The 26,126-nt window shown below is 70.7% G+C and carries 15 protein-coding genes and 1 pseudogene; 6 read left to right on the top strand and 10 right to left on the bottom strand.

Going from position 1 to position 26,126, the window contains the following annotated elements:
- Positions 1–88: 88 nt before the first annotated feature.
- From ACP4E5_RS24600 to ACP4E5_RS24585, 4 genes and pseudogenes are all read right to left on the bottom strand, one after another.
- Positions 89–592: a DUF5949 family protein gene (locus tag ACP4E5_RS24600; RefSeq protein WP_425832143.1), complete on the bottom strand. Its 504-nt coding sequence runs from the start codon at positions 590–592 to the stop codon at positions 89–91.
- A 147-nt stretch (positions 593–739) separates the two neighbouring features.
- Positions 740–1,027 carry a hypothetical protein gene (locus tag ACP4E5_RS24595; RefSeq protein ID WP_425832141.1) on the bottom strand — a complete coding sequence of 96 codons (288 nt, stop codon included), beginning with the start codon at positions 1,025–1,027 and terminating at the stop codon, positions 740–742.
- Between the two features lie 178 nt (positions 1,028–1,205).
- Positions 1,206–1,428, bottom strand: a pseudogene (locus ACP4E5_RS24590) (chaplin).
- A 366-nt stretch (positions 1,429–1,794) separates the two neighbouring features.
- Positions 1,795–2,205 (bottom strand): rodlin, encoded by a 411-nt coding sequence (locus ACP4E5_RS24585; RefSeq protein WP_425832139.1) that lies wholly within the window; start codon positions 2,203–2,205, stop codon positions 1,795–1,797.
- A 237-nt stretch (positions 2,206–2,442) separates the two neighbouring features.
- On the opposite strand from ACP4E5_RS24585, the gene ACP4E5_RS24580 reads away from it, so the two are divergent.
- On the top strand, positions 2,443–2,853 hold the full coding sequence (locus ACP4E5_RS24580; RefSeq protein ID WP_425832137.1) for a rodlin: 411 nt from the start codon (positions 2,443–2,445) through the stop codon (positions 2,851–2,853).
- 262 nt (positions 2,854–3,115) lie between these two features.
- Positions 3,116–3,523, top strand: coding sequence for a rodlin (locus ACP4E5_RS24575; RefSeq protein ID WP_425832135.1), 408 nt, complete (start codon positions 3,116–3,118; stop codon positions 3,521–3,523).
- A 122-nt stretch (positions 3,524–3,645) separates the two neighbouring features.
- Here the strand turns inward: ACP4E5_RS24575 and ACP4E5_RS24570 are convergent, their stop codons facing one another.
- The 6 genes from ACP4E5_RS24570 to ACP4E5_RS24545 all read right to left on the bottom strand — a co-directional run bounded on the left by ACP4E5_RS24570 (position 3,646) and on the right by ACP4E5_RS24545 (position 21,672).
- Entirely contained in the window at positions 3,646–3,909 is a 264-nt protein-coding gene (locus tag ACP4E5_RS24570) for a hypothetical protein (protein WP_425832133.1), read from the bottom strand.
- A 127-nt stretch (positions 3,910–4,036) separates the two neighbouring features.
- Positions 4,037–7,378: an ATP-binding protein gene (locus tag ACP4E5_RS24565; RefSeq protein WP_425832131.1), complete on the bottom strand. Its 3,342-nt coding sequence runs from the start codon at positions 7,376–7,378 to the stop codon at positions 4,037–4,039.
- 78 nt (positions 7,379–7,456) lie between these two features.
- On the bottom strand, positions 7,457–10,354 hold the full coding sequence (locus ACP4E5_RS24560; protein ID WP_425832129.1) for an FG-GAP repeat domain-containing protein: 2,898 nt from the start codon (positions 10,352–10,354) through the stop codon (positions 7,457–7,459).
- A gap of 3 nt (positions 10,355–10,357) precedes the next feature.
- Positions 10,358–12,937, bottom strand: a complete 2,580-nt coding sequence (locus tag ACP4E5_RS24555; protein ID WP_425832127.1) for a S8 family serine peptidase — start codon at positions 12,935–12,937, stop codon at positions 10,358–10,360.
- Positions 12,938–13,033: 96 nt separating this feature from the next.
- Positions 13,034–14,077 carry a M23 family metallopeptidase gene (locus ACP4E5_RS24550; protein ID WP_425832125.1) on the bottom strand — a complete coding sequence of 348 codons (1,044 nt, stop codon included), beginning with the start codon at positions 14,075–14,077 and terminating at the stop codon, positions 13,034–13,036.
- Between the two features lie 197 nt (positions 14,078–14,274).
- Positions 14,275–21,672: a DUF7927 domain-containing protein gene (locus ACP4E5_RS24545; protein WP_425832123.1), complete on the bottom strand. Its 7,398-nt coding sequence runs from the start codon at positions 21,670–21,672 to the stop codon at positions 14,275–14,277.
- A gap of 429 nt (positions 21,673–22,101) precedes the next feature.
- Here ACP4E5_RS24545 and ACP4E5_RS24540 point away from each other — a divergent pair, with 429 nt between their 5' ends.
- The 4 genes from ACP4E5_RS24540 to ACP4E5_RS24525 all read left to right on the top strand — a co-directional run bounded on the left by ACP4E5_RS24540 (position 22,102) and on the right by ACP4E5_RS24525 (position 25,826).
- Positions 22,102–22,689 carry a TMEM165/GDT1 family protein gene (locus ACP4E5_RS24540; RefSeq protein ID WP_425832121.1) on the top strand — a complete coding sequence of 196 codons (588 nt, stop codon included), beginning with the start codon at positions 22,102–22,104 and terminating at the stop codon, positions 22,687–22,689.
- A gap of 76 nt (positions 22,690–22,765) precedes the next feature.
- On the top strand, positions 22,766–23,368 hold the full coding sequence (locus tag ACP4E5_RS24535) for a TetR/AcrR family transcriptional regulator (RefSeq protein ID WP_425832119.1): 603 nt from the start codon (positions 22,766–22,768) through the stop codon (positions 23,366–23,368).
- Positions 23,365–25,032, top strand: coding sequence for an FAD-binding dehydrogenase (locus ACP4E5_RS24530; protein WP_425832117.1), 1,668 nt, complete (start codon positions 23,365–23,367; stop codon positions 25,030–25,032). Before ACP4E5_RS24535 ends, ACP4E5_RS24530 begins: the two co-directional genes overlap by 4 nt.
- Positions 25,029–25,826: an SDR family oxidoreductase gene (locus ACP4E5_RS24525; protein ID WP_425832115.1), complete on the top strand. Its 798-nt coding sequence runs from the start codon at positions 25,029–25,031 to the stop codon at positions 25,824–25,826. Before ACP4E5_RS24530 ends, ACP4E5_RS24525 begins: the two co-directional genes overlap by 4 nt.
- Positions 25,827–26,126 lie beyond the last annotated feature (300 nt).

The following is a 26,126-nucleotide window of genomic DNA, read 5'->3' as shown; positions in this document are numbered from 1 at the left end:
CCAATCACACCGCCACACCATGTCGAACCGGGAGAATTGAGCCATCGGGGGGCGTGTCCGTCGGCTCGTCCGGAAAACCCACCGGTCGCTACGCGCGCACGCGCCGGATGGGCAGCACGCAGTGCGCGGCGGCCATGAGGGTCTCCTCGTCGCCCGCGAACTCCTCCAGCTCCTTCTCGGTGACCGGGGCCCCGGGGGTCGCGGTGGGCCAGACGCGCGTGGTGAACAGGAAGTACGCGCTCTTGCGGGCCTCCGCCGCCGCAAGCCACTCGGGCGGCACGGGGCACTGGGCGTTCAGGAGCGGCATGGTGACGACGGCCTGGCCCGCCTCGACCAGCAGGGAGACGGGGAACCGGGGCCGGCTCGTCGCGTCGTGGACGGTGGTGCCGACGGTGAGGCCGTTGGTCTCCAGGAGGCCTCGCACGGCCGCTTCCGCTGCCTCGGGCCCTGCCGGGGAATCACCCATGGAATACGCGAGGAGAAAGGGAATGTCGCCTTTCCCGTCGGGGTGTTCTCCACTCCAGGCGATGACCGCCAGAGTTCCCAGATCGGCTGCTCGAAATGCGGGGCCACTGCTCACTGTTGAAGTCACCGAAGAAGCCTAGCCAGACCCGGTCGGCGCACCTGCCGCGGTTCACTCGCTTGGCGGAACGCATTCCGCGGATGAAATACCGAAGGCTGACTCGGGAACCCGGGGCCCCGAACCAGCCTTCGACGCGTGGCCCGATGTGCGAGGGACCTACTTGCCGGCGGGGAGACCGCCGAGCACGCTGCCGGCGCCGGCGCCCGAACCGCTCTCGTTCAGCCCGTCGACGGCGCCCGAGACGGTGCTGACGGCGCCCCCGTCGTTCTTCGGGTCGAGCAGGTTGCTGTCCACCGGCGCGACGTCGAGCGTCGGCTGGCTGGTGATCGTGTTCACCGCGCCGTTCAGGCTCATCGGAGTGAGGTCCGAGGCAAATGCCGGAGCGGCGGCACCGACAATCGCCATCGATCCGGCGACAACGGCAGCGGTCTTCAGAACCTTCATTGTTTATGCCTTCCCTCGACAACTCGCGTCGTCGGTTTGGAATATTCGCTTCTGTTTGTTCAACGAGCAGCTCGACCTGTGGGTGTGCCGCGCCGCGGCAAAACCCTGAAAAAGAGCCGTGAAACGGAGCAGCCGCCCCTCGGGGAGGGGCGGCTGCGGAAGAGTCGGGCTGTGCCCGTCAGTTGTTGGTGCAGGTACTGCCGAACGCGGGGTTCAGCAGGCCGACGACGGAGACCGTGTTGCCGCAGGCGTTGACCGGCAGGTGCACGGGAACCTGCAGCACCGGGGGAGTTAGTGGCAGAGCCCTGCGCGCCGGAGTCGGCGGCGGCGACGCCGACCGAGCCGGCCATGGCAGCGGCGGCCATTGCGGAAAAGACGACTGCCTTCGCGGTACGCGACATGAAGCATGCTCCTTGGAGGTCGTTCTGTTCGGCCAGCGCGGGTGCCTGGCACGTGGTGCAACGGGACGGCCGTGCGAGGGGTTGCGGCTCCGAACGGGTGACTGGCCGTCGCGGCAGCCCCTTTGGGGTGACGTCGTGAGCGAACGGGTGAACCGGTTCTCGCGGGACGAAGGCCCGGTGGTCCACTGAGGACCGTCATGAGATCGGCCGCGCTGCCCTCCTGTCAGCCGTCGGCTCCACGCCGTTGGGAGGGCGGCCCCCGACCCGGGCGCCCCGTGACTCCTCCGGCCCGGCACCCCATGACAGAGCTCGGGCCGCCGGCGAAGAGGAAAGCCGGCGGCCCGAGCCTTGTGCGGGTGCGGCCGATCAGCCGTTGTGCGCACCGTTGCCGGCCAGGACCGGGATGTCGTCCAGAACGTGCGAGAGCGACTCGTCGCCCTTGGCCTGGGTGGAGTTCTCGGTGCACTGCTGGTTCTGCGGGGCCGACAGGACGGGGATGTCCTGGACAGAGACCGGGATGACGCCGACGAGCGAGCCGACGTTGGCCTTGGCCGGCAGGCCGACGCAGGGCTTGTTCAGGGAGCCCTGGACGAGACCGAGCTGCGGGCTCATGTCACCGGCGGTCTCGGAGGTGCCGTACGTCTGCGACGAGCCGTTGCCGCTGGTCGACATCGTGCCCTGGTCGTCGCCGATGGCGAGCGCCTGCGGGGCGGCCGCGGCGGAGACACCGACGACGGAGACGGCGACCGCTGCGGCGGCCATGGCCTTCTTGAGCATGGTTCTGTTTCCTTTTCTTAACGGGCACCGGTTACTGCACTGAGCGCAACTGCGAAGGGCGGAAATGGTTCCGCATATCCACCCGATCGGACAGGCCCGCGCCCGGCCACACACCCCGCATTGGCGAGATTTTCATTTCATTATCGGAACCCCGTCCGAGTGAACGTGAGCAACCGATGGCGAGTTGGGGAGTTGATACAAGTGCTCCCAGACGGAATTAAGAAGGGGAATTTCCTCATGTTGAAGAAGGCCATGGCTGCCGCGGCGGCCACCGCTTCTCTCGTCGGTGTCGCGGCCGCCGCCGCCCCGCAGGCCCTGGCCGTCGGCAACGACGGTGGGACGACGTCCGAGAGCGGCAACAATGCCTCGCAGACGTACGGCAACTCCGCCACGTACGGCAACATGAGCCCGCAGATGGCGCTGATCCAGGGCTCCCTGAACAAGCCCTGCATCGGCCTGCCGGCCAAGGCCAACGTCGGCTCCCTCGTCGGTGTCGTGCCGGTCTCCGTCCAGGACATCCCCGTCCTGTCGGCGCCGCAGAACCAGCAGTGCACCGAGAACTCCACCCAGGCCAAGGGCGACGAGCCGCTCTCGCACGTTCTGGACGACATCCCGGTCCTCGCCGGCAACGGCGTCGGCAACAACTGAGGACCCGTTGTGTGAATCGGGCCGCCACTTCGGCGGCCCGGTCCGCTGTTCCGGCCCCGGCCGGAAATTCAGGTAGCTGTACGAGCCTTTTGATCCACCGCGTCCGGATGTTCGGGAGGTCGCGCACAGTGCCGAATTTCCTGCGATTGGCTCGCGCGGGAATGGTCCGAACGGGTTTCGGTCCGCAACTGCCCGGAATGCAATCCAGTTGACCACACGTAGCTCCTCATCCGGAGCGCGCGTATCGAAAGGGAACCACCCCATGAAGAAGTTCTTCGCAGCCGCCACGATCGCTGCTTCCGTCGCCGGTCTTTCGGCCGTGGCCGCCTCGCCGGCGCTCGCCATCGGCGACGACACCGGCACGACGTCCACCAGCGGCAACGGCTCGTCGCAGACGTACGGCAACTCCACCACCGCCGGTGACATGAGCCCGGAGCTCGGTCTCGTCCAGGGCTCCCTGAACAAGCCCTGCGTCGGCCTGCCGGCCAAGGCCAACGTCGGCTCGCTCGTCGGCGTCATCCCGGTCTCTGTCCAGGACATCCCCGTCCTGTCGGCCCCGCAGAACCAGCAGTGCACCGAGAACTCCACCCAGGCCAAGGGCGACGAGCCGCTCTCGCACGTCCTGAGCGACATCCCGGTCCTCGCCGGGAACGGCACCGCGAACCACTGAACGGACTGAGGGGCGGTCGCCGGGACGCGCGACCGCCCCTCTCCGTACGGTGTTCCGTACGCCACGCACGACGAAGGCGGTGGACCGGTCCCGGTCCACCGCCTTCGTCGTGCGTTCTCGCGTTACTGGATCGCCGGGAGCAGGCCGGTGACCGGCGCCACGAGGTCGGTGGCCTGGTGCAGGTCGTTCAGGTGGTTGAGCCCGGAGAGCTGCTCCGCGGTGCTGGGCAGCTGCCCCTGCTGGTCCGCCGGAATCGCCATCGTGGACAGCGAGTCGAGGGTTCCGGTGGGCGAGATGGGTTCGGCGGCCTGGGCCACGGGGGCGGCGGCGGCCGCGGCTCCGACGGCGAGGAGGACAGCGGTGAGGGCGCGTCGAGTTGAGATCATGCATGGGTAACGGAGCGGGTGGCGGGGCGGATACGGGTGGGGTGGGGGGCCCACCCGTGAGGGCCAATCCGTCCCGGCGTGGCCGGTGGCGGCCGAGGACTCGGGGCTCTGCCGCGGACCCCGCTGCTCAATCGCCGCAGGGACTTGATCTTGACAGCAGAGTGCGGACCTCTTCTGCTCGGCGTAGGCCTGCCGGGTAGGGGAGGGACCGGGCCAGGGTCGTCGCGTGGGTCAGGGTGTGTTCGGCCGCTGCGGGGGAGGACAGGTGGGACAGGGCCGCCGCGCGGGCCAGGTGGGCCTCCACCTCGGCGAGGCGTTCGCCGGTGCGCTCGGCGCGGGCGGCCTCCGCCGTCGCGAGGTCCAGGGCCGGTTCGGGGCGGCCCGCGCGGAGTTGGGCCCAGGCGGTCAGGGACGGCGCGGCGTCGGGGCAGTCGGCCAGCGCGCGGAGGGCGGCCTCGGGGTGGCCGGTGCGCAGGGCGAGTTCGGCGCGGGCGGTGCCGACCTCGTAGCGGGCCTGGCGGTCGCCCAGGTGGTCGGCGGCGGGGGCGGCGCGGTCCAGGAGGTCAGCGGCCGCCGACGTGTCCCCGGTACGGAGCCGGACCAGCGCCAGCGTCGCGAGCGCGTACGGCAGGCACCAGGCGCCGTCGCCCTCCGCGAGTGTCACCGATGCCTCGGCGAGTGCGGTGGCCTCGTCGAACTCCTCCAGCAGCAGGTGGAGTTCGGCGAGGTTGAGGCGTTCGAAGGATGCCGCCGTCGGGTTTCCGGAGCGGTCGGCGAGGTCGAGGGCGCGTTCGCCGCTCTCGACCGCCTCGCGCAGCCGGCCGTGGCGGCGCGCGTTCTCCCGCAGCGTGGACAGGACCGTGCCGAGGAGCGTCGGGTCGCCGTACGCCTCGGCGGGCGCGAGCGCCAGGTCGCCGGCCTCGCGGGCCTCGGTGAGCCGGCCGGAGAGGCCCAGGTTGGTGGCCTGGAGGGCGTAGGAGCGGGCGAGGAGGCCCTGACCGCGTACTCCGGGGACCCGGCGGGCGGCGTCCAGGGCGAGGCGGGCGGCCGCGTACCCGTCGTCGTATCCGCCCCTGACGCTGTGCAGCATGGCGCGGGACAGGTGGTGCACGGCGAGGGGTTCGGGGGCGGTCTCCGGGGAGGCCGGGTGGGCGCGGAGCGCTTCGGAGGCGGCGTCGAGGGCGCCGGTGCGGGCGAGGGACTCGGCGAGGCGGGCCGCCGTGAGGACCGCGTCGTCGTGTGCGCCGCGCCGGACGAACTCGGCGAGGGCGTGCCGCAGTGCCTCGGCCGCCGCCTCGAAGTGGCCCATTCTGGCGAGGACTTGGCTGTGGGCGAGGCGGGCGCGGGCCGCGTCGACGTCGAGGCGGGCAACGAGGTCGCGGTAGTAGCGGTCGGCGGTGTCGTTGGCGTAGAGGGCGGCGGCGCGTTCGGCGGCGCGGCGCAGGTACTCGGCGGCGCGCGGGTCGTCGGCGCGGGCGAAGTGCGAGGCAAGCGCGTCGACGGCGTCGGGGCGGCGGGCGAGGACGGCCTGGGCGAACGCGCCGTGCAGTTGCCTGCGGCGGACCGCGGTCAGCCGCTCGTAGCAGGTGAGGCGGACGAGTGGGTGGCGGAAGGCGAGGCCCGGTTCGGGGCGGCCGGCGACGACGACCTGGCGTTCCTCCACCAGTGAGGCCGCGATGGCCCGCTCGACGCCGTCGGCGGCCGCGGCGCCGGTCACCGGCGGGTGCAGGCCCCGCTCGGCGACGTCGAGGAGTTCGGCGAGGGCCGCCTCTCCCCCGGCCACGGACAGCGCCTCGACCAGGCGCCGCGCGTCGGGGTCGAGGCGCACGAGCCGGTCCGCGACCAGCTCCCGCACTCCTTGGGGTGCGCCCTGACCTGCCCGGCCATCGGCCAGGTCGCGGGCGAGTTCGAGGGCGAACAGGGGGTTGCCGAGGGAGAGTTCCCACACCCGGTGCTCCTGCCCGGAAGGCGACGCCGCGTCCCGCGCCACCGCCAGACACGCCTCCCGGTCCAGGAGGCCCAACTCCTCGCGTACGGCCAGGTGTTGGCGTACCAGGAAGCTCAGGATCGAGCGGCGGGCGTCGTCGTCGGGGAGTTCCTCCTCGCGGTACGTCACCAGGAAACGCAGGCGGATCCCGCGGTCCGCGGCGCGGCGGGCCAGGTGGCTCATGAGCTGGTACGAACCGGTGTCTGCCGCGTGCAGGTCGTCGAGGACCACGAGCACCGGGCGGGCTGCGGCCAGATCGCCGAGCAGGGCGGCGCCGGCCCGGAACAGCCGGTCGCGCTCCTCCTCGGGGCTGCGCTCCCCCGGCGTGCGCACCTGGCCCAACGACGGGAGGAACACGGCGAGTTCGGGGTACTCGGCGCCGATCCGCGCGCGCTGCGTCGCGCCGTGCTCGGCCAGCCACCCGTCGAGCGCCTCGGCGAACGCACCGTACGGCGTGTGCCCCTCCGCGTCCTGGCCGCCGCCCCACAGCACGGCCGTGCCGGACGCCGCGGCCCGCCGCGCCGCCTCGCCCACGAGCCGCGTCTTGCCGACGCCCGCCTCGCCGGTGAGCAGCGTGACCGGGGGCCCCGCGGCGCCGAGCAGCCGGTCGAGGACGTCGTCGCGGCCGTGCAGCGGGGTGGCCGGGGCCGCCCGCAGCGGCGGAGGCAACGTTGTCGTGACGGGCACGGACGCGGGCGCCGCCGCGAGGGCAGCCCGGTGCAGCTGCTCCGTCTCGGGGCCGGGGCGGACGCCCAGTTCGGCGTCGAGCACCTCGCGGCACAGGTGGTACTGGTGCAGCGCGCGGCGTCGCAGGCCCTGGCGCAGGGACGCGTCGATGAGGACGCGGTGGGCCAGCTCCTCTGCGGGGCTCGCCGCGAGGACCTGTTCGGCGAAGGAGGCCGCCTCCGCCGGCGCGCCCCGCTCCAAGTGCGCCTGCGCGAGGCGGAGAAGCACCTGCTCCCGCAGCAGCGCGAGCCGCCCGCGCCGCTCGTCGGCCCAGTCCACGTACCGGTCCTCGGGCAGCAGCTCGCCGGTGAACAGGGCGAGGGCGGCGGCCAGTTCGCCCGCTCCCCCGCCCGCGAGGGCCGCCCCGGCCGCGGTCTCCGCCTCGTCGGCGTCGATCCAGACGGTCGCCGGGTCGAGGGACAGCATCCCGCCGTCGGATATCAGGTACGAGGAGGCGGCGCGCGGGGCGAGTTCGGGTTCCAGGGCGTGCCGGGCGGCGTGCAGGGCGACACGCAGGCTGCCGGTCGCGGAGGACGGATCGGCGTCGGGCCAGCAGATGTCCATGGCCTGTTCGCGGTGCAGGCGGTGTCCCGGCACCACGGCGAGCAGCTTCACCAGGGTCCGGGCGCTGGGCCGTGACCAGCGTTCGGCGGGTTCGGGGCCGCCGTCACGAGTCGCCCGGAAACCGTTGAAAAGGTGCAGACGCAGGAGCGGAGGGCCGGAGTCGGGGGCCACTTCCGTGCGTCGTGCGTCCATAAGGGCGTCACTGTAACCGAGCACGCCGAGGACCCCCTGGGCACGAGGACCCAGGGGGGCACGACACTGACCGACGGGTCAGGAGAGCTTGTACGTCGACATCTGGTGGATGCCGCCGTCCAGGGAGAGGACTGCGCCGCCCAGCTGCTCGGCCATCCGGTCGATGCCGAAGTGGTCGTAGGCGAGCGAGATCATCTCGTCGGTGCCGTCGCCGTCGAGGTCGGCGGCGACGTAGCCGCGGGCGCCCATCAGGTTCACGCCGCCGATCGAGGACTGGAACGCGTTGCCGTTGTTCAGCTGCGACATGTCGTAGGCGGCCAGACCACCCTCGGTGCCTCCGGCGAACAGCTTGCGGCCGGCGGGGCCGTTGATGATCCCGGCGTTGCGCAGCGGCGCGGCGACCGAGGCGTACGTGTCCTCCTGGCCGTCGCCCGGGTAGCCCTTCATCGTGCCGAAGCTGAGCTGGTAGAGCGTGTTGTTCTGGTCGTCGGTGAAGTAGTTGCCGTGCGACCAGGGACTGCCGTTGCGGATCCGGCGGATCACCTCACCGGTCCGGCCGTCGCGGATCTCGGTCACGACGGCCGGCGAGGCGGTGTCGATGTTGCCGGCCGTCGTCGGGTCGGCCTTGATGATCCAGGTGTAGACGACCGCGTGCCCGTCCGCGTACGGGATCTTCGGCGAGGCGAAGACGCCGTTGACGAGGACCGCGCCGTGCAGCTTGCCGTCGGCCGCCTGGCTGGGGGCCTTCGGGTCGGCGGTCCACTGCACGGTGCCCTTGCCGTTAAGGGCGACACCGTTCTCGACCGCGTCCGAGGAGCTGATCGCGCCCAGGCTGCTGTACTGCGTGTAGACCTGTCCGTCGGCGACGACCGTGTCGGAGAAGACCACGTCGCCCGTGTCCGAGGGCGCGGAGTACGACCACAGCTGCTTGCCGCTCGCGGCGTACACGCGCAGCGCGTCGGTCGGGACGAGGATCTCGGCCTTGCCGTCGCCGTTCACGTCGGCGACGGTGACCGAGCGGACGTACGCGCCCTTGCCGTCGATCGTGGAGAGGACCTTGCCGGTCTTCCCGTCGAGCACGGCGGTGGCGTTGTCGGCGGCCACGGCGACATCGGGGGTGCCGTCGCCGTTCACGTCACCGGTCGCAATGTTGTGCACCTCGCCGGGGACGGTGGCCTTCCACAGGAGCTTCGGGGAACCGTTCACCAGTGACGTACCGGAGTACGCCCACACACCGTTGGAGGAGCCGCCGACGACGACGTCCTTCTTGCCGTCGCCGTCGAAGTCGGCTGCCTTGCCGGTGTACAGGTCGCCCTGCAGCGGGGTGATGTTCTTCTGGCTGCCGTTGCCGAGGCTGAACTCGCGGACGTTCTGCTGCTGGTCGACGGTGCGCACGTAGTCGCCGCCGCCCGCGGAGTACAGCTGCTGGTAGAACGGCGAGGAGTTGTAGCCGTGCTGACGCCACTTGACCTTCCCGCCGCCGGTGAACGCGGTCAGCGAGCCGTAGCGCAGGCCACCGGGGTTGAGCGCGGTGTCCTGGGCCTGGTCGTCGTTGGCGGTGGCGTAGAGCGCCCCGCCCTTGGTGGTCAGGGTCCAGGTGCTGGCGCCGTTGTGGCTGTTGTCGGTGGAACGCTTGGTGGTGTTCGTCCACTTGACCGTCGAGCCGTCCGAGCCGTCCAGGACCCGGATCGTGCTGGAGGTGACGCTGAACGAGTCGTTGAAGGCCGACTCGCTGACCGCGATCTCGTCGCCGCCGCCCGTCGCCGCGTCACCGACCGTCAGGGCGGTGGGCAGGACGTTGACGCGGCTGTCGAGCGTTGTCCGCTTACCGTCGGCCAGGTCGTACGCGGCGATCTCGTACTGGACCGCGTCGGAGGTGTCCGCCTGCTCCAAGGCGACGACCCGGTTGCGAGAGGCGTCGAAGCGGAGCTGACGGCCGTACAGAGCGCTGTCCGTCTGCCACTTGACCGAACCGTCGGCCGTGTCGAGGACGAGGGTACGTCCGCGCGCGGCGTTCGTGGCGGACTTGCGCAGGTCCCAGACCGCGGCGACCTTGCCGTCGCCGACGTCCTCCAGGGCGCCCCAGCTGGCCGCATCCGCCGTGCCGGTGTCGTACGTCCACGTCGTGGCCGGGGTCAGCTTCCCGTCGGCGTACGAGAAGCGGATGCCGGTAAGGGTGGTGGTGTCGGTGGCGGGCGCGTACCCGTTCAGGCGCGGCGCGTTGGCGATGAGCAGCGTGCCGTCGACGACCTTGACGTTGGTGGCGTACGCGTACAGCTTCGACCACACCGTGTTGCCGGTCTTGCCGTCCAGGACCGTCACGAAGGTGCCGGCCTTCAGCGACGAGTCGGGCGTGGTGATGGTCCGGGGGTCGCCGATGCCGACGGACGCGGAGAGCACGATGTCCTTCGTGCCGTCACCGGTCAGGTCCGCGGTGTCGAACCCCTGGTCCGAGTAGGGCGCGTACGGGGCGACGGCGTTGTAGCCCATCTGGATGCGCGCCGGGTACGGCTCGGTCCGCCAGACCTGGGTCGGCTTGGCCTGCCAGTCCGTGTAGAACGAGGCGTTGTCGCGCGCCCACGCGGTGGAGCCGTCGGCCTTGTGCAGCTGGACGTTGCCCAGGCTGTGCACGGTGAAGTAGCTGCCGTCGGAACCCGCCGGGACGGTTGCCGCGGTGCCGCGCGCCGACTCCAGCCTGGACTTGTTGGTGAAGGTGACCGGGGTGGAGGGGTCGACCGCGGCGTCGGTGGAGGCGCCGTCGTCGGAGGTGTCGTCCTTGGCCGCGTACTCGTTGTTGTCGCCGTACACGTCGACGTTCACGTTGTCGGCGAGTGTCTTGGCCTCGCTGGTGCTCAGCGTCATCGCGTCGGTCGAGGCGCCGTCGGCCAGCGCGTGCGGCGCCGCCGACAGCGTCAGGCCCGCCGCGACCAGGGCGGAGGCGAGCGTCAGGGCCCGCCGGGAGGTGGTGGCTCTCATGGCTTACTTGGCTCCCTGCGTGATGCGGATCGCCGAACCGGCCGTCAGGACGGCCTGGTTGTACGAGTACTGAAGGGCGTCGGTACCGGCCTGGTTCTCGATGCCGGCCGTGGCCGACGCACCGCTGCCCGGCACGGACTTGTACTGGAACGTGACCGCGCCGGTCGCCTCGTCGAAGACTGCTTCGAACGTGGCGCGGTTCGTAGTGCCCGCGAACAGGACGTTGTTCCAGACGACCGCGAACTTACGGCTGCCGGTGGTGCCGGTGGTGGCTGTCTGCACGCTGGACTTCTTGTCGAGCGTCAGGTCGTCCCAGAGCGGCGCGACGATGCCGTTCGGCTGGGCCTGCGAGGGCAGCGCCTCGTTGGCGTAGTCACCGATGCGCGGCGACAGGAAGTTGATCAGACCGTCGGTGGTGACCGCGGCGCTGGAGTACTTCACGCCGTAGAAGGAGACCGGGAAGGGCAGCGAGACCGTCTTGGCGTCCTCGTCACCGGACAGGGCGACCTTGCTGGAACCGGCGATCCAGGAGTAGGCGGCCGGGGCGCAGGAGTTGCCCGAGTCGTCGGTGCGGTTCGGGAGGCGCACCGTGCGGGTCTCGTCGCCGTCGACCTTCAGCTCGGCCGTGTACTCACCGTTGCACAGGACGGGCTCGGTCGGCGTCACCTTCAGCGTGTACGTGCCCTCGGCGACCTTGGGCAGCGTGAACGTGCCGTCGGAACCGGAGGTGACGGAGTCGACCGGCGTGCCGGGGACCGTGACGGTCGCCTTGGCCAGCGGCTTGCCGGCGACGTCAAGGACGGTGCCGGTGACGGCATGCCGCGGGAGGGCGGTGAGCGCGATGTCCTGGGTCAGCGGGGTGCCGTCGGTCAGCTCGACGCCGGAGACGGTCTTGGCCGCGTAGCCGTACTCGTCGATCGTGAAGTCGTACGTGCCTGGGACAAGCGCCATCTTGTACGTGCCCTGGGGGCCGGTGGACACCACGTGATCGCCGTCGGCGCCCGTGGCCGTGACAGAGATCCCGGCGACGGCCGCGCCCGTGTCCTTGTCGGTGATCTTGCCGGTGACGTTGACGGCGGTGTGCGGCGCCTTGTCGACCGAGGCGAGGATGTCGAGCTTGCCCTCACCCCACACGTCGTTCATGCCCGCGGTGCCCCCGCAGTGCGTGTCGTCGACGTCACGCGCGCCCTCGTCGAGGAGCTTGCGGGTCGCGTCGATGTTGCCGATCAGCGAGGGGGCCGCCGCCCACAGCAGAGCGACGGCACCCGCGACGTGCGGGGTCGCCATCGACGTACCGTCCATGCTGGCGTACTTCGAACCCGGGTACGTCGAGGTGATGTCCTCACCGGGCGCCGTGATGTTCGGCTTGGCGGAGCCGTCGACGAGGGAGGGTCCGAAGCCGGAGAAGTCGGAGATGTTGCCGGCCGCGTTGTAGGCGCCGACGCCGTAGGTCGAGGCCTGCGTGCCCGGCGGGTGGGCCGTCGAGCAGGTCACGCCGTCACCGTCGTTGCCGGCGGCGAACGCCTCGAAGATGCCCGCGGAGTTCCAGGCGTCGATGATGTCCTCGTAGAACGGGGTGGTGGCGTCGTCCTGGCCCCAGGAGTTGTTGACGATGTTCGGGGCGAGGTCAGGGCGCGGGTTCTGGCCGTTGTGGTCGGTCGGCGCGAGGATCCACTGGCCGGCGGCGAGCAGGTCTCCTTCCGAGCACTGGTCGGACGCGCAGCCCTTGGCGGCGATCCACTTCGCGTTCGGCGCGACACCGATGCCGTTCGCGCCGACCATGGTGCCCATGGTGTGGGTGCCGTGGCCCTGGTTGTCGCACGGGGTGCCGCCGGAGGGGCAGTTCCCCGACGGGTCGTAGAAGTTGTAGTCGTTGGTGAAGGTGCCGTTGCCGTTGTTGCCGCGGTAGCTCTTCACCAGGTCCGGGTGGTCGTACTGCACACCCGTGTCGACGTTGGCGATGACGATGCCCTCGCCGCGGTCCGCGTACTTGTCCCAGACCTGATCGGCCTTGATGTCGGAGACGCCCCACTCGGGGGTGTCCGTGCCGTCGGCGGACGAGTCGGTCCCCGCCGACGCGATGCGCGACGATGTGACCTTCTTTTCGGAGGTCACATCGTCGTCGACCTTGAACGAACGTGCCTTGGTGATCGACTTCACGTCCGAGCGCTTGGCGAGCTCGTCGACGAGGGCCTTGTCACCCGTGACCTGCACGGTGTTGGCGATCCAGTAGCCCTTGTGCCCGACCTTCTCCTTGTCGAGGAAGGAGGTGAGTGACTTCTGGCTGTCCTCGGCGGTCGTCCTCAGCGCCCTGTACGCGGCAGCGGCGGCCTTCGCGTGCGTGCGCTGCTTCTTGGCCGTCGTCAGGTCGGCCTTGTCCTTGAGGACGACGAAGAACTTCGCGTCGTCCCCCTTGGCGACGGCCTTCGTCAGCGCGGAGTCGACCTTGGCCGACGCGGGGTCCGCGGACGCGGAGTCGGCGACGGCGGGTATCGCGCCGGTCAGCAGGGCGGCGGCCGCGGTGAGCGACGCCGCCGCCCACGCGGCGCGTCTTCCGCGCCTGGGCGGTCGGGGCAGGGGCATCGGGCACTCCTCCGGGAGGGTACGGGGTGCCCGAAACCTAGGAAGAGGCCGTTACTGCGCCATTACAGCCCCGGTGGCCCGCCCTGTGCGTACCCGTCACACCTTCAGCCCCCGCGCCCGCAGCCACGGCAGCGGATCGATGCCCGAGCCGAACTGCGGCGTGATCCGCACCTCGAAGTGCAGGTGCGGGCCGCTGACGTTGCCGGTCGCGCCGGAGAGGCCGAGGGTCTCGCCCGCGTCGAGGCGGTCGCCCACCGATACGCCGATCCGCGACAGGTGCGCGTACTGCGTGTAGTAGCCGTCGGCGTGCCGGAGGACGACCTGGTTCCCGAAGCCGTCGCCGCAGCCCGTGTAGACGACGGTGCCCGCGCCGACCGCGCGCACGGGCGTCCCGGTGGGCACGGCGAAGTCCTGGCCGGTGTGCGTGTGCGCCCACAGGTGGCCGCCGGAACCGAAGCCCGCCGACAGCGGCGCGGGGCTCACCGGCTTCACCCAGGTCGCCCCCTTTCCGGCGCGCTCGTGCCGGTCGACTTTGCCGCGTGCGCAGTTCCCGCCGCCCGTCGGCATCGGCCCGGCCGCGAGGACCCGCACCCGGGCCCGCGCCCGCCGCACCTCCGCCTCGGCCTTCGCCAGTTTCGCCTCGATGTCGTCGCGGGCCGCCGACCGGCGCCGCTCCTGCGCCTTGAGCCCCTTCACCAGGCGGGCGGACTCGGCGCGCTGCGCGGCGATCCGGTCGCGGGACTCCGTGACGCGGTCCGTGAACTGGCGGGCCGCGCGGTCGCCTCGGCTCGCGCGGACGGCGGCGTCGAGGGCCCGCTGCGGGGAGCCCGAGGTGAGCAGCGGCAGCATCGTGCCGAGGCCCGAGGAGCCCTGGTACTCGCTGCGCGCCTGGCGGCCGAGGGTGGCCCGCAGCGAGTCGAGCCGGCGCTGCTCGGCGGACTGCCGGCGGCTGACCTCGGCGAGCCGGCGCTCGCCCTTGCGCACGGCGTCCTGCGCCTTCTCGTGGGCGGCGACGGCGTCGGAGGCCTCCTGTATGAGATGTTCGGCGCGGGCCGACAGCGGCCCGAGGCCGGGCCCGTCGTCGTGCGCGGATGCCTGACCGGCGCCGGATACGAGGAGCGCGGCGATCGCCACCGCCACGCAAGCCGCCGTCCTCGTACGCCCCGTGCCGTTTCGTCGTACACATCGCATCGACCGAATGTCGCAAAAAGGACATGCCGAACGGTGGTGCGGCGCCGTGTCGCCCGCCCAGGGTCCATCGGACGTACTACAGCGCGAAGGCCGTGGGGCCGGTCCTGGTGGACCGGCCCCACGGCCTTTTCCTGTGCGGGTGTTGGTCAGGAGCGCTTGCGGCGGCTCCTGCGGACGGCGGCCAGGAGCAGCCCGCCGAGTCCGAGGACCAGCGCGGAGGCCGCGGCCAGGGCGACCGTGTGGTCGTCGGAACCGGTGTCGGACAGGTGGCCGTCACCGGGCTTTCCGGGCTTGGCCGGGGGTGTGGGGTTGGCGGGGGTGGCAGGGGTCACGGGAGTCACGGGAGTGGCAGGGGTCGCGGGGGTGCTGGGAGTCGGGGTCTTCGGAGGGGTGGGAGTGTTCGGAGTGCTCGGGGTCGGAGTGGCGTTCGGCGGGTTCGGGCCCGGCGGGACCTCGGCCGTCGTGGTGCACCCGGACTCGCAGGTGGAGTCCTCCGGCCCGGTGACGGCGTTGGTCAGCGTCCGGTCGCCCTTGACCGGGTCGTCGACCGTGACCGAGTACGTGATGGTCACCTTCTCCCCGGCCGGGACGTTCCCGGTCCAGGTCAACTTCGGCTTGTCGTAGGACACTTCACCGGCCGTGGCCTCGGCGTCGCGGTTGTACGTGGCGTCGTCGAGGACCTCGGTGAGGTCGTCGGTGAACGCGGCGCCCATGTACTCGGCGGCGCTGCTGCTGCCGACGGTCACCGTGTACGTCACGGTGTCCCCGGGCTTCGGCTCGCTGGTGGAGGCGGACTTGGCGAGCTCCAGGTGGGCCGGCTCGACGCGGACCATGTGGTCCTCGACCTCGCCGGGCCCGCCGAAGCCGGTCGGCTCGATGTCGTGCGTGGCGGCGCGGGCGGCGGCCCGGTTGGCGGCGGCCGTCCCCTCGTCGCCGAACAGCCGCAGCCTGGCGAAGGTGTCGCCGGGCTTCATGTCCTGAAGCCCGTGCCAGGTGAGCGTGGCTTCGGTGGCGCCGTCCGGTACGTCGGCGGAGGCCAACTCGTCACGCTCGAAGGTGCCGTTCTCGTCGACGTCGATCCAGCCGGCGAGGACGGCGTCCCTGCCGGTGGTGTTGGTGACCGGGACCTTCGCCGTGTAGCTGCCCTGGTGCTGGTGGAGTGTCACGGTCCTGATGCCGTCGTCGTCCTTGTCGTCACCGGCCGTGCGGTGCGGGTCCCCGTCCCGCTCCGGATCGGCGCGGAGGCCGATGCGCAGCCCGTCCACGAGCTCGTGGAACGCGCCACCGCTGACCCGCCGCGTCTTGTACGTGTCCGGGGCGTCACCGAAGTCGTAGTCGGGGGCCGGGAACACCGTCGTGCAGTCCGGGTCGGTGCCGCCCTCGGGGCAGTTGGACCCGGGCGGGCCGACGACGCCGTTGACGAACTTGCCGTCCCCGGCGTCCGTGACGGTGAACGTGTACGTCACGGTCGCCGTCCCGCCCTTGGCCAGGTCACCGGTCCAGGTCAGCTTCGGTGCGGCGTACGAGACGCTGCCGCTGGAGGCGTCCGCGTCCCCGTTGTACGTCGCGTCGTCGAGGACCTTGGTGAGGTCGTCGGTGAACGTGGCGCCGGTGTAGTCGGCCTGGCCGTCGTTCGTGACGACGACCTTGTAGCTGAGGGTGTCCCCTTCCTTCGGGTTCCGCGGCGTGGCCGTCTTCTTGAACTTCAGGGTGGGAATGCCGGAGTCGGTGGTGCAGTCCGGGTCGTCGGACCCTTCCTGGCAGTTGCTGCCGGGAACCTTCGAGACGACGACGTTGGTCAGCTTCTTGTCACCCGCGGGCGGGGCGCCGACGGTCACGGAGTACGTGAGCGTCACGGTCCGCCCGGCCGCGACATCGCCCTTCCAGGCCAGCTTCGGCTCCTCGTAGGAGACGGTGCCGGAGGTGGCGGCGGCGTCCTTGTTGTACGTGGCGTCGTCGATCAGGCCCGACAGGTTGTCGGTGAACGAGGCGCCCTTGTAGTCGGAGGTGTCGCTGTTGTTGGTGACGGTGACCCGGTAGTCGACCGTGTCACCCGGCTTGGGGGCCGAGGTGTCGCTGGTCTTCTTGATGGTCAGGGTCGGGATGTCCCCGGTGCTGGTGTGGCACTTCGGGTCGGTCGAACCGGGCGGGCAGTTGGACCCGGGCGGGCCGGCGATCCTGTTGTCGAGCTTGCCGTCTCCGGTGGTCCTCGGGCCACGGAACACGTTCACGGAGTAGGTGACGGTCACCTTCTTCCCGGCGGGGACGTCCCCGTTCCAGGTCAGCTTCGGCTCGCTGTAGGCGACGTCACCGCTGCTGGCCTTGGCGTCACCGTTGTACGTCGCGTCGTCGATGACCTTGGTGAGGTCGTCGGTGAACGAGGCGCCGGTGTACGCGGCCTGACCGGTGTTGGTGACGGTCACCGTGTACGTGACCTTGTCGCCCGGGTGGACCGGCTTGCGGGCGTCCGAGGTCTTCTCGAACTCCAGGGCCGCGACCGGGGTCTCGGTCCCGCACCCGTCCTCGCAGTTGGAACCGGGCGGCCCGGAGACCACGTTCGCCAACTTCTTGTCTCCCTTGACCGGCGAGTCGACGGTCACGGAGTACGTGATCGTGGCCTTCGCCCCGGCCGCCAGGTCACCGGACCAGGTCAGCTTCGGCCGCTCGTAGGAGACGTCACCGGACGTGGCCTTCGCGTCGCCGTTGTACGCGGCGTCGTCGAGCACCTTCGTCAGGTCGTCGCTGATCTCGGCGCCCTTGTACGCGGCCTCGCCCGTGTTGGTGACGGTCACCGTGTACGTGACCTTGTCACCGGGCTCGGCGGCCTTCTTGTCCGCCTTCTTCGCGATGTCGAGCTCCGCGACGGGCGTCTCGGTACCGCAGCCGTCGGGGCAGTTGGAACCGGGCGGACCGGTCACCACGTTCTTCAGCGTCCCGTCGCCCTTGGGCGGGGAGCCGACGGTGACCGTGTAGGTGACGGTCGCCGTGGCGCCCGCCGCCAGGTCGCCGGACCAGGTCAGCTTCGGCCGCTCGTAGGAGACGTCACCGGACGTGGCCTTCGCGTCGTCGTTGTACGCGGCGTCGTCGACCACACCCGACAGGTCGTCGCTGACCTTCGCGTCGTCGTACGTCGCCTTGCCCGTGTTGGTGACGGTCACCGTGTACGTGACCTTGTCACCGGGCTTGGCGCCGGCCTTGTCCGCCGACTTGGCGATCTTCAGCGCCGCGACCGGTACGGAGGTCGTGCACTTCGGATCGGTCGAACCCTCCGGGCAGTTGGAGTCGGGCGGGCCGACGACGGCGTTGCCCAGCTTCTGGTCTCCGTCGGCGGTCGGCCGCCCGACGGTGACGGTGTAGGTGATCGTCACCGTCGAGTCGGCCGCCACATCGCCGGTCCAGGTCAGCTTGGGCTTCTTGTAGGTGACGTCACCGGCCGTGGCCTTCGCGTCGTCGTTGTACGTGGCGTCGTCGATGACGCCGGTCAGGTCGTCGCTGAGGCGCGCGCCCTCGACCGCCGCCTTTCCGGGGTTGGTGACGGTCAGCTTGTACGTGACCTTGTCACCAGGCTTGGCGTCGGTCTTGTCCGCGGACTTGGCGATCTCCAGCGGGGGCGCGGGCTCCTCGACCGTGACCGGGTAGTCCTCGATCTCGCCCTCGGTGCCCGCGGCGGCAGCCGCACGCGCCGTCGCTCCGGCGGCCGTGCCGTTCAACAGCCGCAGCCGGGCGTAGGTCTTGCCTGCCTTGGCTGCCCCGCTGATCCCGGACCACTTCAGCTCGGCGGAGGTGGCCCCGGCCGCGACCGGCACCACCACTCGCTCACCCGCGTCGAAGGTGCCCGAGCCGTCGAAGTCGACCCAGGCGGTGAGGGTGGCCGCCTCGCCGGTCTTGTTGGCGAGCTTCACCGGTACCGAGTAGGACGTCATGTCCTCGGTGAGCTTCGGCCACGCGGCGACACCGTCGTCCATGGTGTCGCCCGTCGCGTCGAACGCCTTGCCCGTCCCGGGGCGCCGGGCGTCGCGCTCGGAGGAGATCCCCGCGCCCAGGAGCAGCGACTTGCCGGCCACGGCCACCGGGCCGTCGCCCTTGGCGGTGCCGTACGAGTTGGGCGCATCGCCGTAGTCGTGGGCCCGCAGGCAGCCGGCGGCGTCCGCGTTGGAGGCGGTGGAGGTGGAGCCGATCCGCGTCCAGTCCCCGATCTCGTCGGAGGAGATGGGGGCGTCGGCCGTCGACGCCGACAGGTCGAGCTGGTAGAGGCCGCCCTTGAAGTTGCCGTAGAAGTACAGCTCGCCGAGGTCGTCGGCGAACACCTGGAAGGTGCCCGGCAGCCCGCCGTCGGTGGCGTCGGACGGCAGCTTTGCGCCCAGGTTCGTCCAGTCACCCGTGGCCGGGTCGAGGCGCCACAGCGTTCCGTCGCCTGCGGCGGTGTAGAGCATCCCGTCGCCCGGGTGGACGGCGATGTCGCCCGAGCCGTGGGCGCCGTTCAGCTCCTTGGTCGCGATCACCGACGCGTAGGTGGAGCTGTGCGTGTCGATGTCGATCGTGTACAGCTTCTTCGTCGTGTGGTCGAGCACGTACAGCTTGGATCCGTCCCGCGAAGTCGCGGCCATGGCCGCCGAGTTGCCGTCCATCCCCGTGATCTTGGTGGAGGTGGACTTCGCGGTCTCCGGGTCGATCCGCAGCAGCTCGTTGCCGGTCGACCGGTAGCCGTACAGGTACCCGTCGAGCTGGCTGTAGCCGATGCTGACGTTGTGCGCCTTGTCCGACCCCAGCGTGCCGACGGACTTCTTCGCCCCGGTGGCCGGGTCGAACGTGGAGAGCTCGTAGGCGCTCCCGTTCCACTGCACGAGGTAGCCGGTGTCGGTGCAGTAGCCGCCCCGTGGGGGCTTGTTGACCTTGCCCTTGGTGGTGCAGCCGTCCTCGTCGCCCTTGACGCAGTTGGAGAATTCGGGCCCGGTGACGGTGTTGGTGAACTCGCCGTCACCGGTCGCCGGGTCCTTCACCTTCACCGAGTAGGTGAGGGTGGCGCTCTCGCCGGGCTTGAGGGTGGGCTTCCAGGTCAGCTTCGGCGCGTCGTAGGACGCGGTGCCGGTGGTGGCCTTCGCGTCGCCGTTGTACGTCGCGTCGTCGACGACCTTCGTCAGATCGTCGACGACCGGGGCCTCGGTGGTGACACCGCCGGTGTTCTCCGCCTTGAGGGTGTAGGTCACCTTGTCACCGGGGGCGACCGGCCCCTTGGCGTCTGAGGCCTTGCTGATCTTCATCTCGGGCTTCAGCGGCTCGGGGCAGCCCGTGACGGTCTGCGGGAGCCCGAACTGACTGACCGTGCCCGACGGCAACGGGAAGCCGTTCGCGGCGAAGCCGGGGGCGCTCGCGCTGTCGGGATCGTTCACGACGTGCAGCGCGCCGTTCGGATAGTTGGCCACGTACATGCGGCCGTCGGGACCTCGGCGGACCTGGCCGCCTGTGCCGATCTCGCCGACCTTCTGCTCGGTCGCCTTGATCGCGGCTCCCGCGGCGGCGTCCGCGACGCGGTAGCGGAACAGCTTGCCGGCGCCGAAGATCCGGGTCGCGTAGACGTAGTCACCGGAAGGGGAGAAGTCGGCGCTGTACCCGTAGGTCCCGCTGGTCGAGGGCAGGTCCCACTGGCTGTCCTGTGAGACCTCACCGCTCTCCGCGTTGAACCGCAGCATGCGGACGAACGACCGCGAGCCCGTCTCCGGCCAGGACCCGGTGAGAGCGGCGAGCTTCTTGAAGTCGGCGCTGAAGTTCAGCGTGCCGTAGCCCTGGAGGTTGTCCGTCGGCAACTTGCTGACCACGGGCTCGCCCGTGACCGGCCCGTCGCCGTCGAACCGGTAGGCCAGGATGTTCGGGGACTTGTAGGAGTAGGTCAGCACCCAGAACGTCTTGCCGTCCGCACTCGGCGCCGCGGTCAGTGCCTCGCTCGCGGTGCCCGCGCCGCCCAGCGACAGGTTCTTCTTTCCGGACACCACGTCGCCGCGCCCGCCGTTGAGGCTCATGTCGACGAGCGAGTACGTCAGATTGCCCGGCTTCACGGAGGCGTCCGTGGTGACCACGTAGTACTTGCCGGGCTGCCCCGGTGCGGGGAAGGCCGACACCGTCTGGGTGGCCGAGGGGTTGCCCTTCAGCCCTGTCCCGTTCGGCATCGGCTTGTTGTCGCGGTCGTAGACGCCCTCGCCGTCCGACCAGAACTGCAGGACGCCGGACGTGTCGGTGACGACCGTGGTGCCCTCCATCGCGTCCTGTTTCCCGGTGAGCGCCTTCGCCTTCGTGCCGCTCGGCCCGAAGTCGATACCGGCCTTGTTCCCGAAGTACCAGTACCGCTGCGTGGCGCGGGTCTGCTCGGCCGTGCACGTCAGCTTCGGGGTCGGGAGCGGCCTGAAGGTGACGGAGGAGCACTCGGCGGGCTTCTTCACACCCTTCGCGTCGCCGATGTTCTCCGGGCAGTTCTTGTACTCGCCCTGGGGCGCGGTCACATCCACGCTGAGCGTGCAGGACTCCTGCCCGGCGTCCAGGTCACCCTTGAGCCGTACGGCCTTGCCGGTCGCGGTCGCCTCGCCTTTGGCGCAGGTCGTGGCGGTCGAGCCGGGGACGGCTGCCATCCCGTCGGGCAGGTTGTCGGTGAACGACCAGCCCGGCTTGGCCTCCAGGTCCGTGGTGTTGGTGACGGTGAACGTCAGCTTCGAGGTGCCTCCCACCGCGACGCTCGCGGGCGAGAACGCCTTGCTGACCTTCGGCGAGACGTCGAGGAGCCGGACGTCGTCGAAGGCGTGGTCGTTGCCGGTTCCCGAGCCCTCCAGGTTGTTCATCCTGAGCTGCGCGCTGGTGCCGCTGTACAGCCGGGGCGCCATCATGGCGTCGACCGCTTTTGTGGTGCCGATGTCGACCGCGCCGGGGTGGGTGCAGGGGTTGACGGTCCCGAGGACGGTGTCCGCGCTCGTGTCCGTGTCTCGGAGATAGAACCGCAACCGGGGTGCGGCCACGTCGCAGTGCGAGGCCACCGCGTTCACGCCGGCGGCGAGGAAGCGGTTCGCCGGGAAGGTGAGCGCCTTCACACCGACGAACTCCGGACGGTCGGCTCCCGGGTCACCGTTGGTGTAGCCCCCGACGGCGTGGTTCGCGTCCGGGTCCGCGTCGCCGCGCAGCTTGCCCAGGTTGGCGGCCAGGTTGCGCGTGGAGTTCCAGTAGCTCTCGCTGCCGCAGTCGTTGATCGCGGGCTGGTAGCCCTCGGAGTCGGCGCGGTTGGTCACCCAGCCGTTGCAGTCCTTCAGCCACGGGCCGGCGGCGTTGTAGGTCTGCTCCAGCGGTGCGGCCCCGGTGTAGTCGGTCAGGCGGACCGCTCCGGAGGCGACGGGGGCGTCCTCGAAGTCCTCCGAGTACACCGTGGTCGGAGCCGCGGGCACCGCCGCCTTCGCCGCCCGCTCCGGCGCGGCCTCCGGCGCGCTCGCCACCGCGGGCAGTGGAGCCGCCACCATGGCGAGCACGGCGCCGAGTACCAGGCCCGCCGCCGGTGCGCGCCGTGGCACCCGCAATCGTCGGAACCAGTGTCTAGCGCCGTCCATCGGACCCGCCTCCGTCACAGAAAGTAGCAATGGATGGCGAAACGCTCACACAGCGTTTATGTGACGTCGGCACATTCGAAGATCCGGGAACCAGTTCCACCTGTTCGGGCCAAAACCGGTGACCGAGCCGGTCGTAGGCGATCGCGTGTACCCTTGACGTGCAAGCGAAGGGGAGTAGCCCCGCGAACCGGTCGTCGACACACTGGAACCCCCGGGTTCCCGGTGGCCGGGCTCGGACCGCCTCGGGCGGGCCGGGTGGGCGAGACCTTCGATCAGGCAGTCACATCGCACACGTACGCATCCCGCTACGTGTGTCCGCTGCCGGGTCGAGTGGTCCTCCCTACGCAGCGGGGCGGGGTTCACCAAGGCCCGGCCCGCACAGAAAGCGTCCCCATGGATCTCGATCCCCTGGCGATCGTCACCGCCTTCGGGCTGATCTTCCTCGCCGAACTCCCGGACAAGACCATGTTCGCCTCACTGGCCATGGGCACCCGGATGAAGCCCCTGTACGTGTGGTTCGGCACGTCGGCCGCGTTCCTCGTGCACGTGGCGATCGCGATCGGCGCGGGCTCGCTGCTCGGGCTGCTTCCCGGGTGGATCGTGAAGGTCGTCTCCGGGCTGTTGTTCCTGTTCGGCGCGTTCATGCTCCTCAAGGGCGGCGACGACGAGGACGACGAGGACTCGGCGGGTCCCAAGACCGTCACCGGTTTCTGGCCGGTCTTCGGCACCGCGTTCATGGCCGTGTTCATCAGCGAGTGGGGCGATCTCACGCAGATCACCACCGCCAACCTGGCCGCCACGAACGGCACATGGTCGACCGCCATCGGCTCGTGGGCGGCCCTGATGTCCGTCTCGGCGCTCGCCCTGGTCGCCGGGCGCTTCATCGCCAAGCGGGTGCCGCTGAAGACCGTTCAGCGCGTGGGCGGCTTCTGCATGCTGGCGCTGGCCGTCTGGTCGTTCGTCGAGGTGTTCACCGGCTGACGTACCGCCCGCGCACACCCCTTGTGGATACACGAACGTATCGAATACGTTCGCGTATCCAACCGGGGAGGCGAGGATGCCCGTCACCAAGCGGCGCGCGCGCACGCGACAGCGGCTGCTCGACGCCGCGCTCGACGTGTTCGCCGAGGAGGGCTTCGGGCGCTCCACGGTCGAACAGGTCTGTGAGCGCGCGGGTTTCACGCGCGGCGCTTTCTACTCGAATTTCTCGTCGCTGGACGAGCTGTTTCTCGCCTTGTGGGAGGAGCGGTCCGCGCGGATGCTCGATGATGTGCGGGCTGCCCTCGCCGGTATCGACCCGGATGATCCCGAGGCCGCCGTGCGGGCCGCGATCGACGCCACCCCCGTCGACGACGCCTGGTTCCGGATCACCGCCGAGTTCACCGCGCACGCGCTGCGCAATCCGGACCTGCGCCGGGTGATGGCCGCCCGCGAGGAGGCCATCCGCGACGCGATCCTGCCGGTGTTCGTGGCCGCGCTGGAACGGCTCGGCCGGCGGGTCGGCGACGAACGGGCCCTGGGCGACGCCCTGGTGGCCGTGCACGACGGGACCTCCGTGCAGGTCCTGCTGCAGCCGGACGACGAGGCCGTACGGGCCCGTCGCACGGCTCTCTTCATGAACGTACTGGACGCCTACAGCACACCGTTGGAGAGCGCATGAGTGACACCACTGCCGATGTCATCGTCGTGGGAGCCGGCCTCGCCGGACTCGTGGCGACGTACGAACTCACTCGCGCGGGCAAGCGAGTCGTGCTGGTCGACCAGGAGAACGAGGCGAACCTCGGGGGCCAGGCTTACTGGTCGCTCGGCGGGCTCTTCCTCGTCGACAGCCCCGAGCAGCGGCGGACGGGGATCAAGGACTCCTACGAGCTGGCCCTCGCCGACTGGCTCGGCTCCGCCGGGTTCGACCGCGAGGACGAGGACCACTGGCCTCGCAAGTGGGCCGAGGCGTATGTGCGGTTCGCGGCCGAGGAGAAGCGGGACTACCTGTACGGGCTCGGGCTGAAGGTCACCCCGAACGTGGGGTGGGCCGAGCGCGGATCCGGGACCGCGACCGGGCACGGGAACTCCGTGCCGCGCTTCCACATCACGTGGGGCACCGGGCCCGAGGTCGTGCGCGTCTTCCGCGAGCCGGTCCTGGCGGCCGCCGAGCGCGGGCTCGTCGACTTCAAGTACCGGCACCAGGTCGACGAGTTGATCGTGGAGGACGGCGCCGCCGTCGGCGTGCGCGGCTCGCTGCTCGAACCCTCCGCCACCGCGCGCGGTGTCGCCTCGTCCCGGGAGACCGTGGGCGACTTCGAACTACGCGCGCGTGCCGTCGTCGTCACCTCCGGCGGCATCGGCGGCAACCACGACCTCGTGCGGAAGAACTGGCCCGCGGACCGGATGGGCGGCCCGGCTCCCGAGTCGATGGTCACCGGCGTCCCCGCCTACGTCGACGGGCGCATGCTGGAGATCACCGAGGGCGCCGGCGCCTCCCTCGTGAACCGCGACCGCATGTGGCACTACACGGAGGGGCTCAAGAACTGGGACTCCATCTGGCCCGGCCACGGCATCCGGATCATCCCGGGACCGTCCTCGCTGTGGCTGGACGCCGAGGGCAAGCGGCTGCCCGCGCCGCTCTTCCCCGGCCACGACACGCTCGCGACGCTGAAGCACATCACCGCCACCGGGCACGGCCACACCTGGTTCATCCTGACCCGCGCCATCGTGGAGAAGGAGTTCGCGCTCTCCGGGTCCGAGCAGAACCCCGACATCACCGGCAAGGACCTGAAGCTGGTCCTCCAGCGCGTGAAGAAGGGCGCTCCCGGACCCATCCAGGCGTTCCTCGACCAGGGCGAGGACTTCGTCGTGCGGCGGAACCTGAAGGACCTCGTCGCCGGGATGAACAAGTTGACGCCGTCAACTCCCGTCTCGTACGAGCAGGTTGAGCGCGAGATCGTCGCGCGCGACCGCGAGGTGGACAACGGGTACTCCAAGGACCTCCAGCTGATGGCGGTCCGCAACGCCCGCTCGTACCTGCCCGACCGCATCACCCGCGTCGCCAAGCCGCACCGCCTCCTCGACCCGGCGCAGGGCCCGCTGATCGCCGTACGCCTGCACGTCCTGACGCGCAAGACGCTCGGCGGTCTGGAGACGAACCTCGACTCGCAGGTCGTGCGGCCCGACAAGTCCGTCTTCGAAGGGCTCTACGCGGCCGGGGAGGTCGCCGGGTTCGGCGGTGGCGGTGTGCACGGCTACAACGCGCTCGAAGGGACCTTCCTCGGCGGCTGCATCTTCTCCGGTCGCGCCGCCGGGCGCGCGCTCGCCCGGAGCCTCGCGTGAGTACGCGGGGCACGGCCCTCGTGACGGGGGCGTCCTCGGGCATCGGGGCGGCGGTCGCGGCGGCGCTCGTGCGGCGCGGCTACACGGTGTACGGGACGAGCCGGGACCCCCGGAAGGTGGCCTCGCCGGTGCCGGGCGTGGAGTACCTGCCGCTCGACCTCGCCGACGACGAGAGCATCGAGACCCTCGCGCGCTCGGTCGGCGAGGTCGACGTGCTCGTCAACAACGCCGGGGAATCACAGAGCGGCCCGTTCGAGGAACTGCCGATGGACGCCGTACGGCGCCTCTTCCAGCTCAACGTCTTCGGGGCGGTGCGGCTCAGCCAGCTGCTGCTGCCGGGGATGCGGGAGCGGCGGCGCGGCCGGGTCGTGATGGTCGGCTCGATGCTGGCCAGCTTCCCGCTCGCGTACCGGTCCTCCTACGTCGCGTCGAAGGCCGCGATCAAGGGGTTCGCGAGCGCGGCGCGGCGCGAGTACGCCCCGTACGGCGTCGGCATCACGACGGTCGAGCCGGGCTCCATCGCCACCGGCATCAGCGAGCGCCGCACCCAGTACGTGGCGAAGGACTCGCCCTTCCGGGCCGCCTACGACACGATGCTCGCCGCCCTCAACTCCAATGAGGCGAACGGGATCTCGGCCGAGAAGGTCGCCGCGAAGGTCGTCTCGGCGATCGAGGCGGGGAAGCCGAGGCCGCTGTACGCGGTGGGCAGCAGCGCTCCCCTCGTGTTCGCGCTGCGCCGGGCACTGCCGCGCTCGGCGACCGAACGGATGGTGGCGAGGAGGCACGGGCTGTAACCCGTAATTCCGTAATTCAAGCCCCTTCGGCGATTGAGCAGCGGGGTCCGGGGCGGAGCCCCGCGGCGCAGGACCGGACTGGACGCAACAGCCCGAATCGCTCGCACAAATATGCGCGCGGGCTATACCTGGGCGGGGCCCCCGGGCGTACATTCGGCACACCGTCGCAGCACGCACGGTCGCAGGATGAACTGCGTCGGCGCTGTTCATCCCACGCCCACGCTGCCGGAGGCGGAGAGCAGGCGCAGCTCAGCGGGAGCACCTGCGAAGGCCGGCCCGACCGCTCCCCTCGGAATGCAC

The sequence above is a fragment of the Streptomyces fractus genome (assembly GCF_049844455.1).
GTDB lineage: Bacteria > Actinomycetota > Actinomycetes > Streptomycetales > Streptomycetaceae > Streptomyces > Streptomyces fractus.
This window is presented reverse-complemented; position numbering and strand designations above follow the sequence as displayed.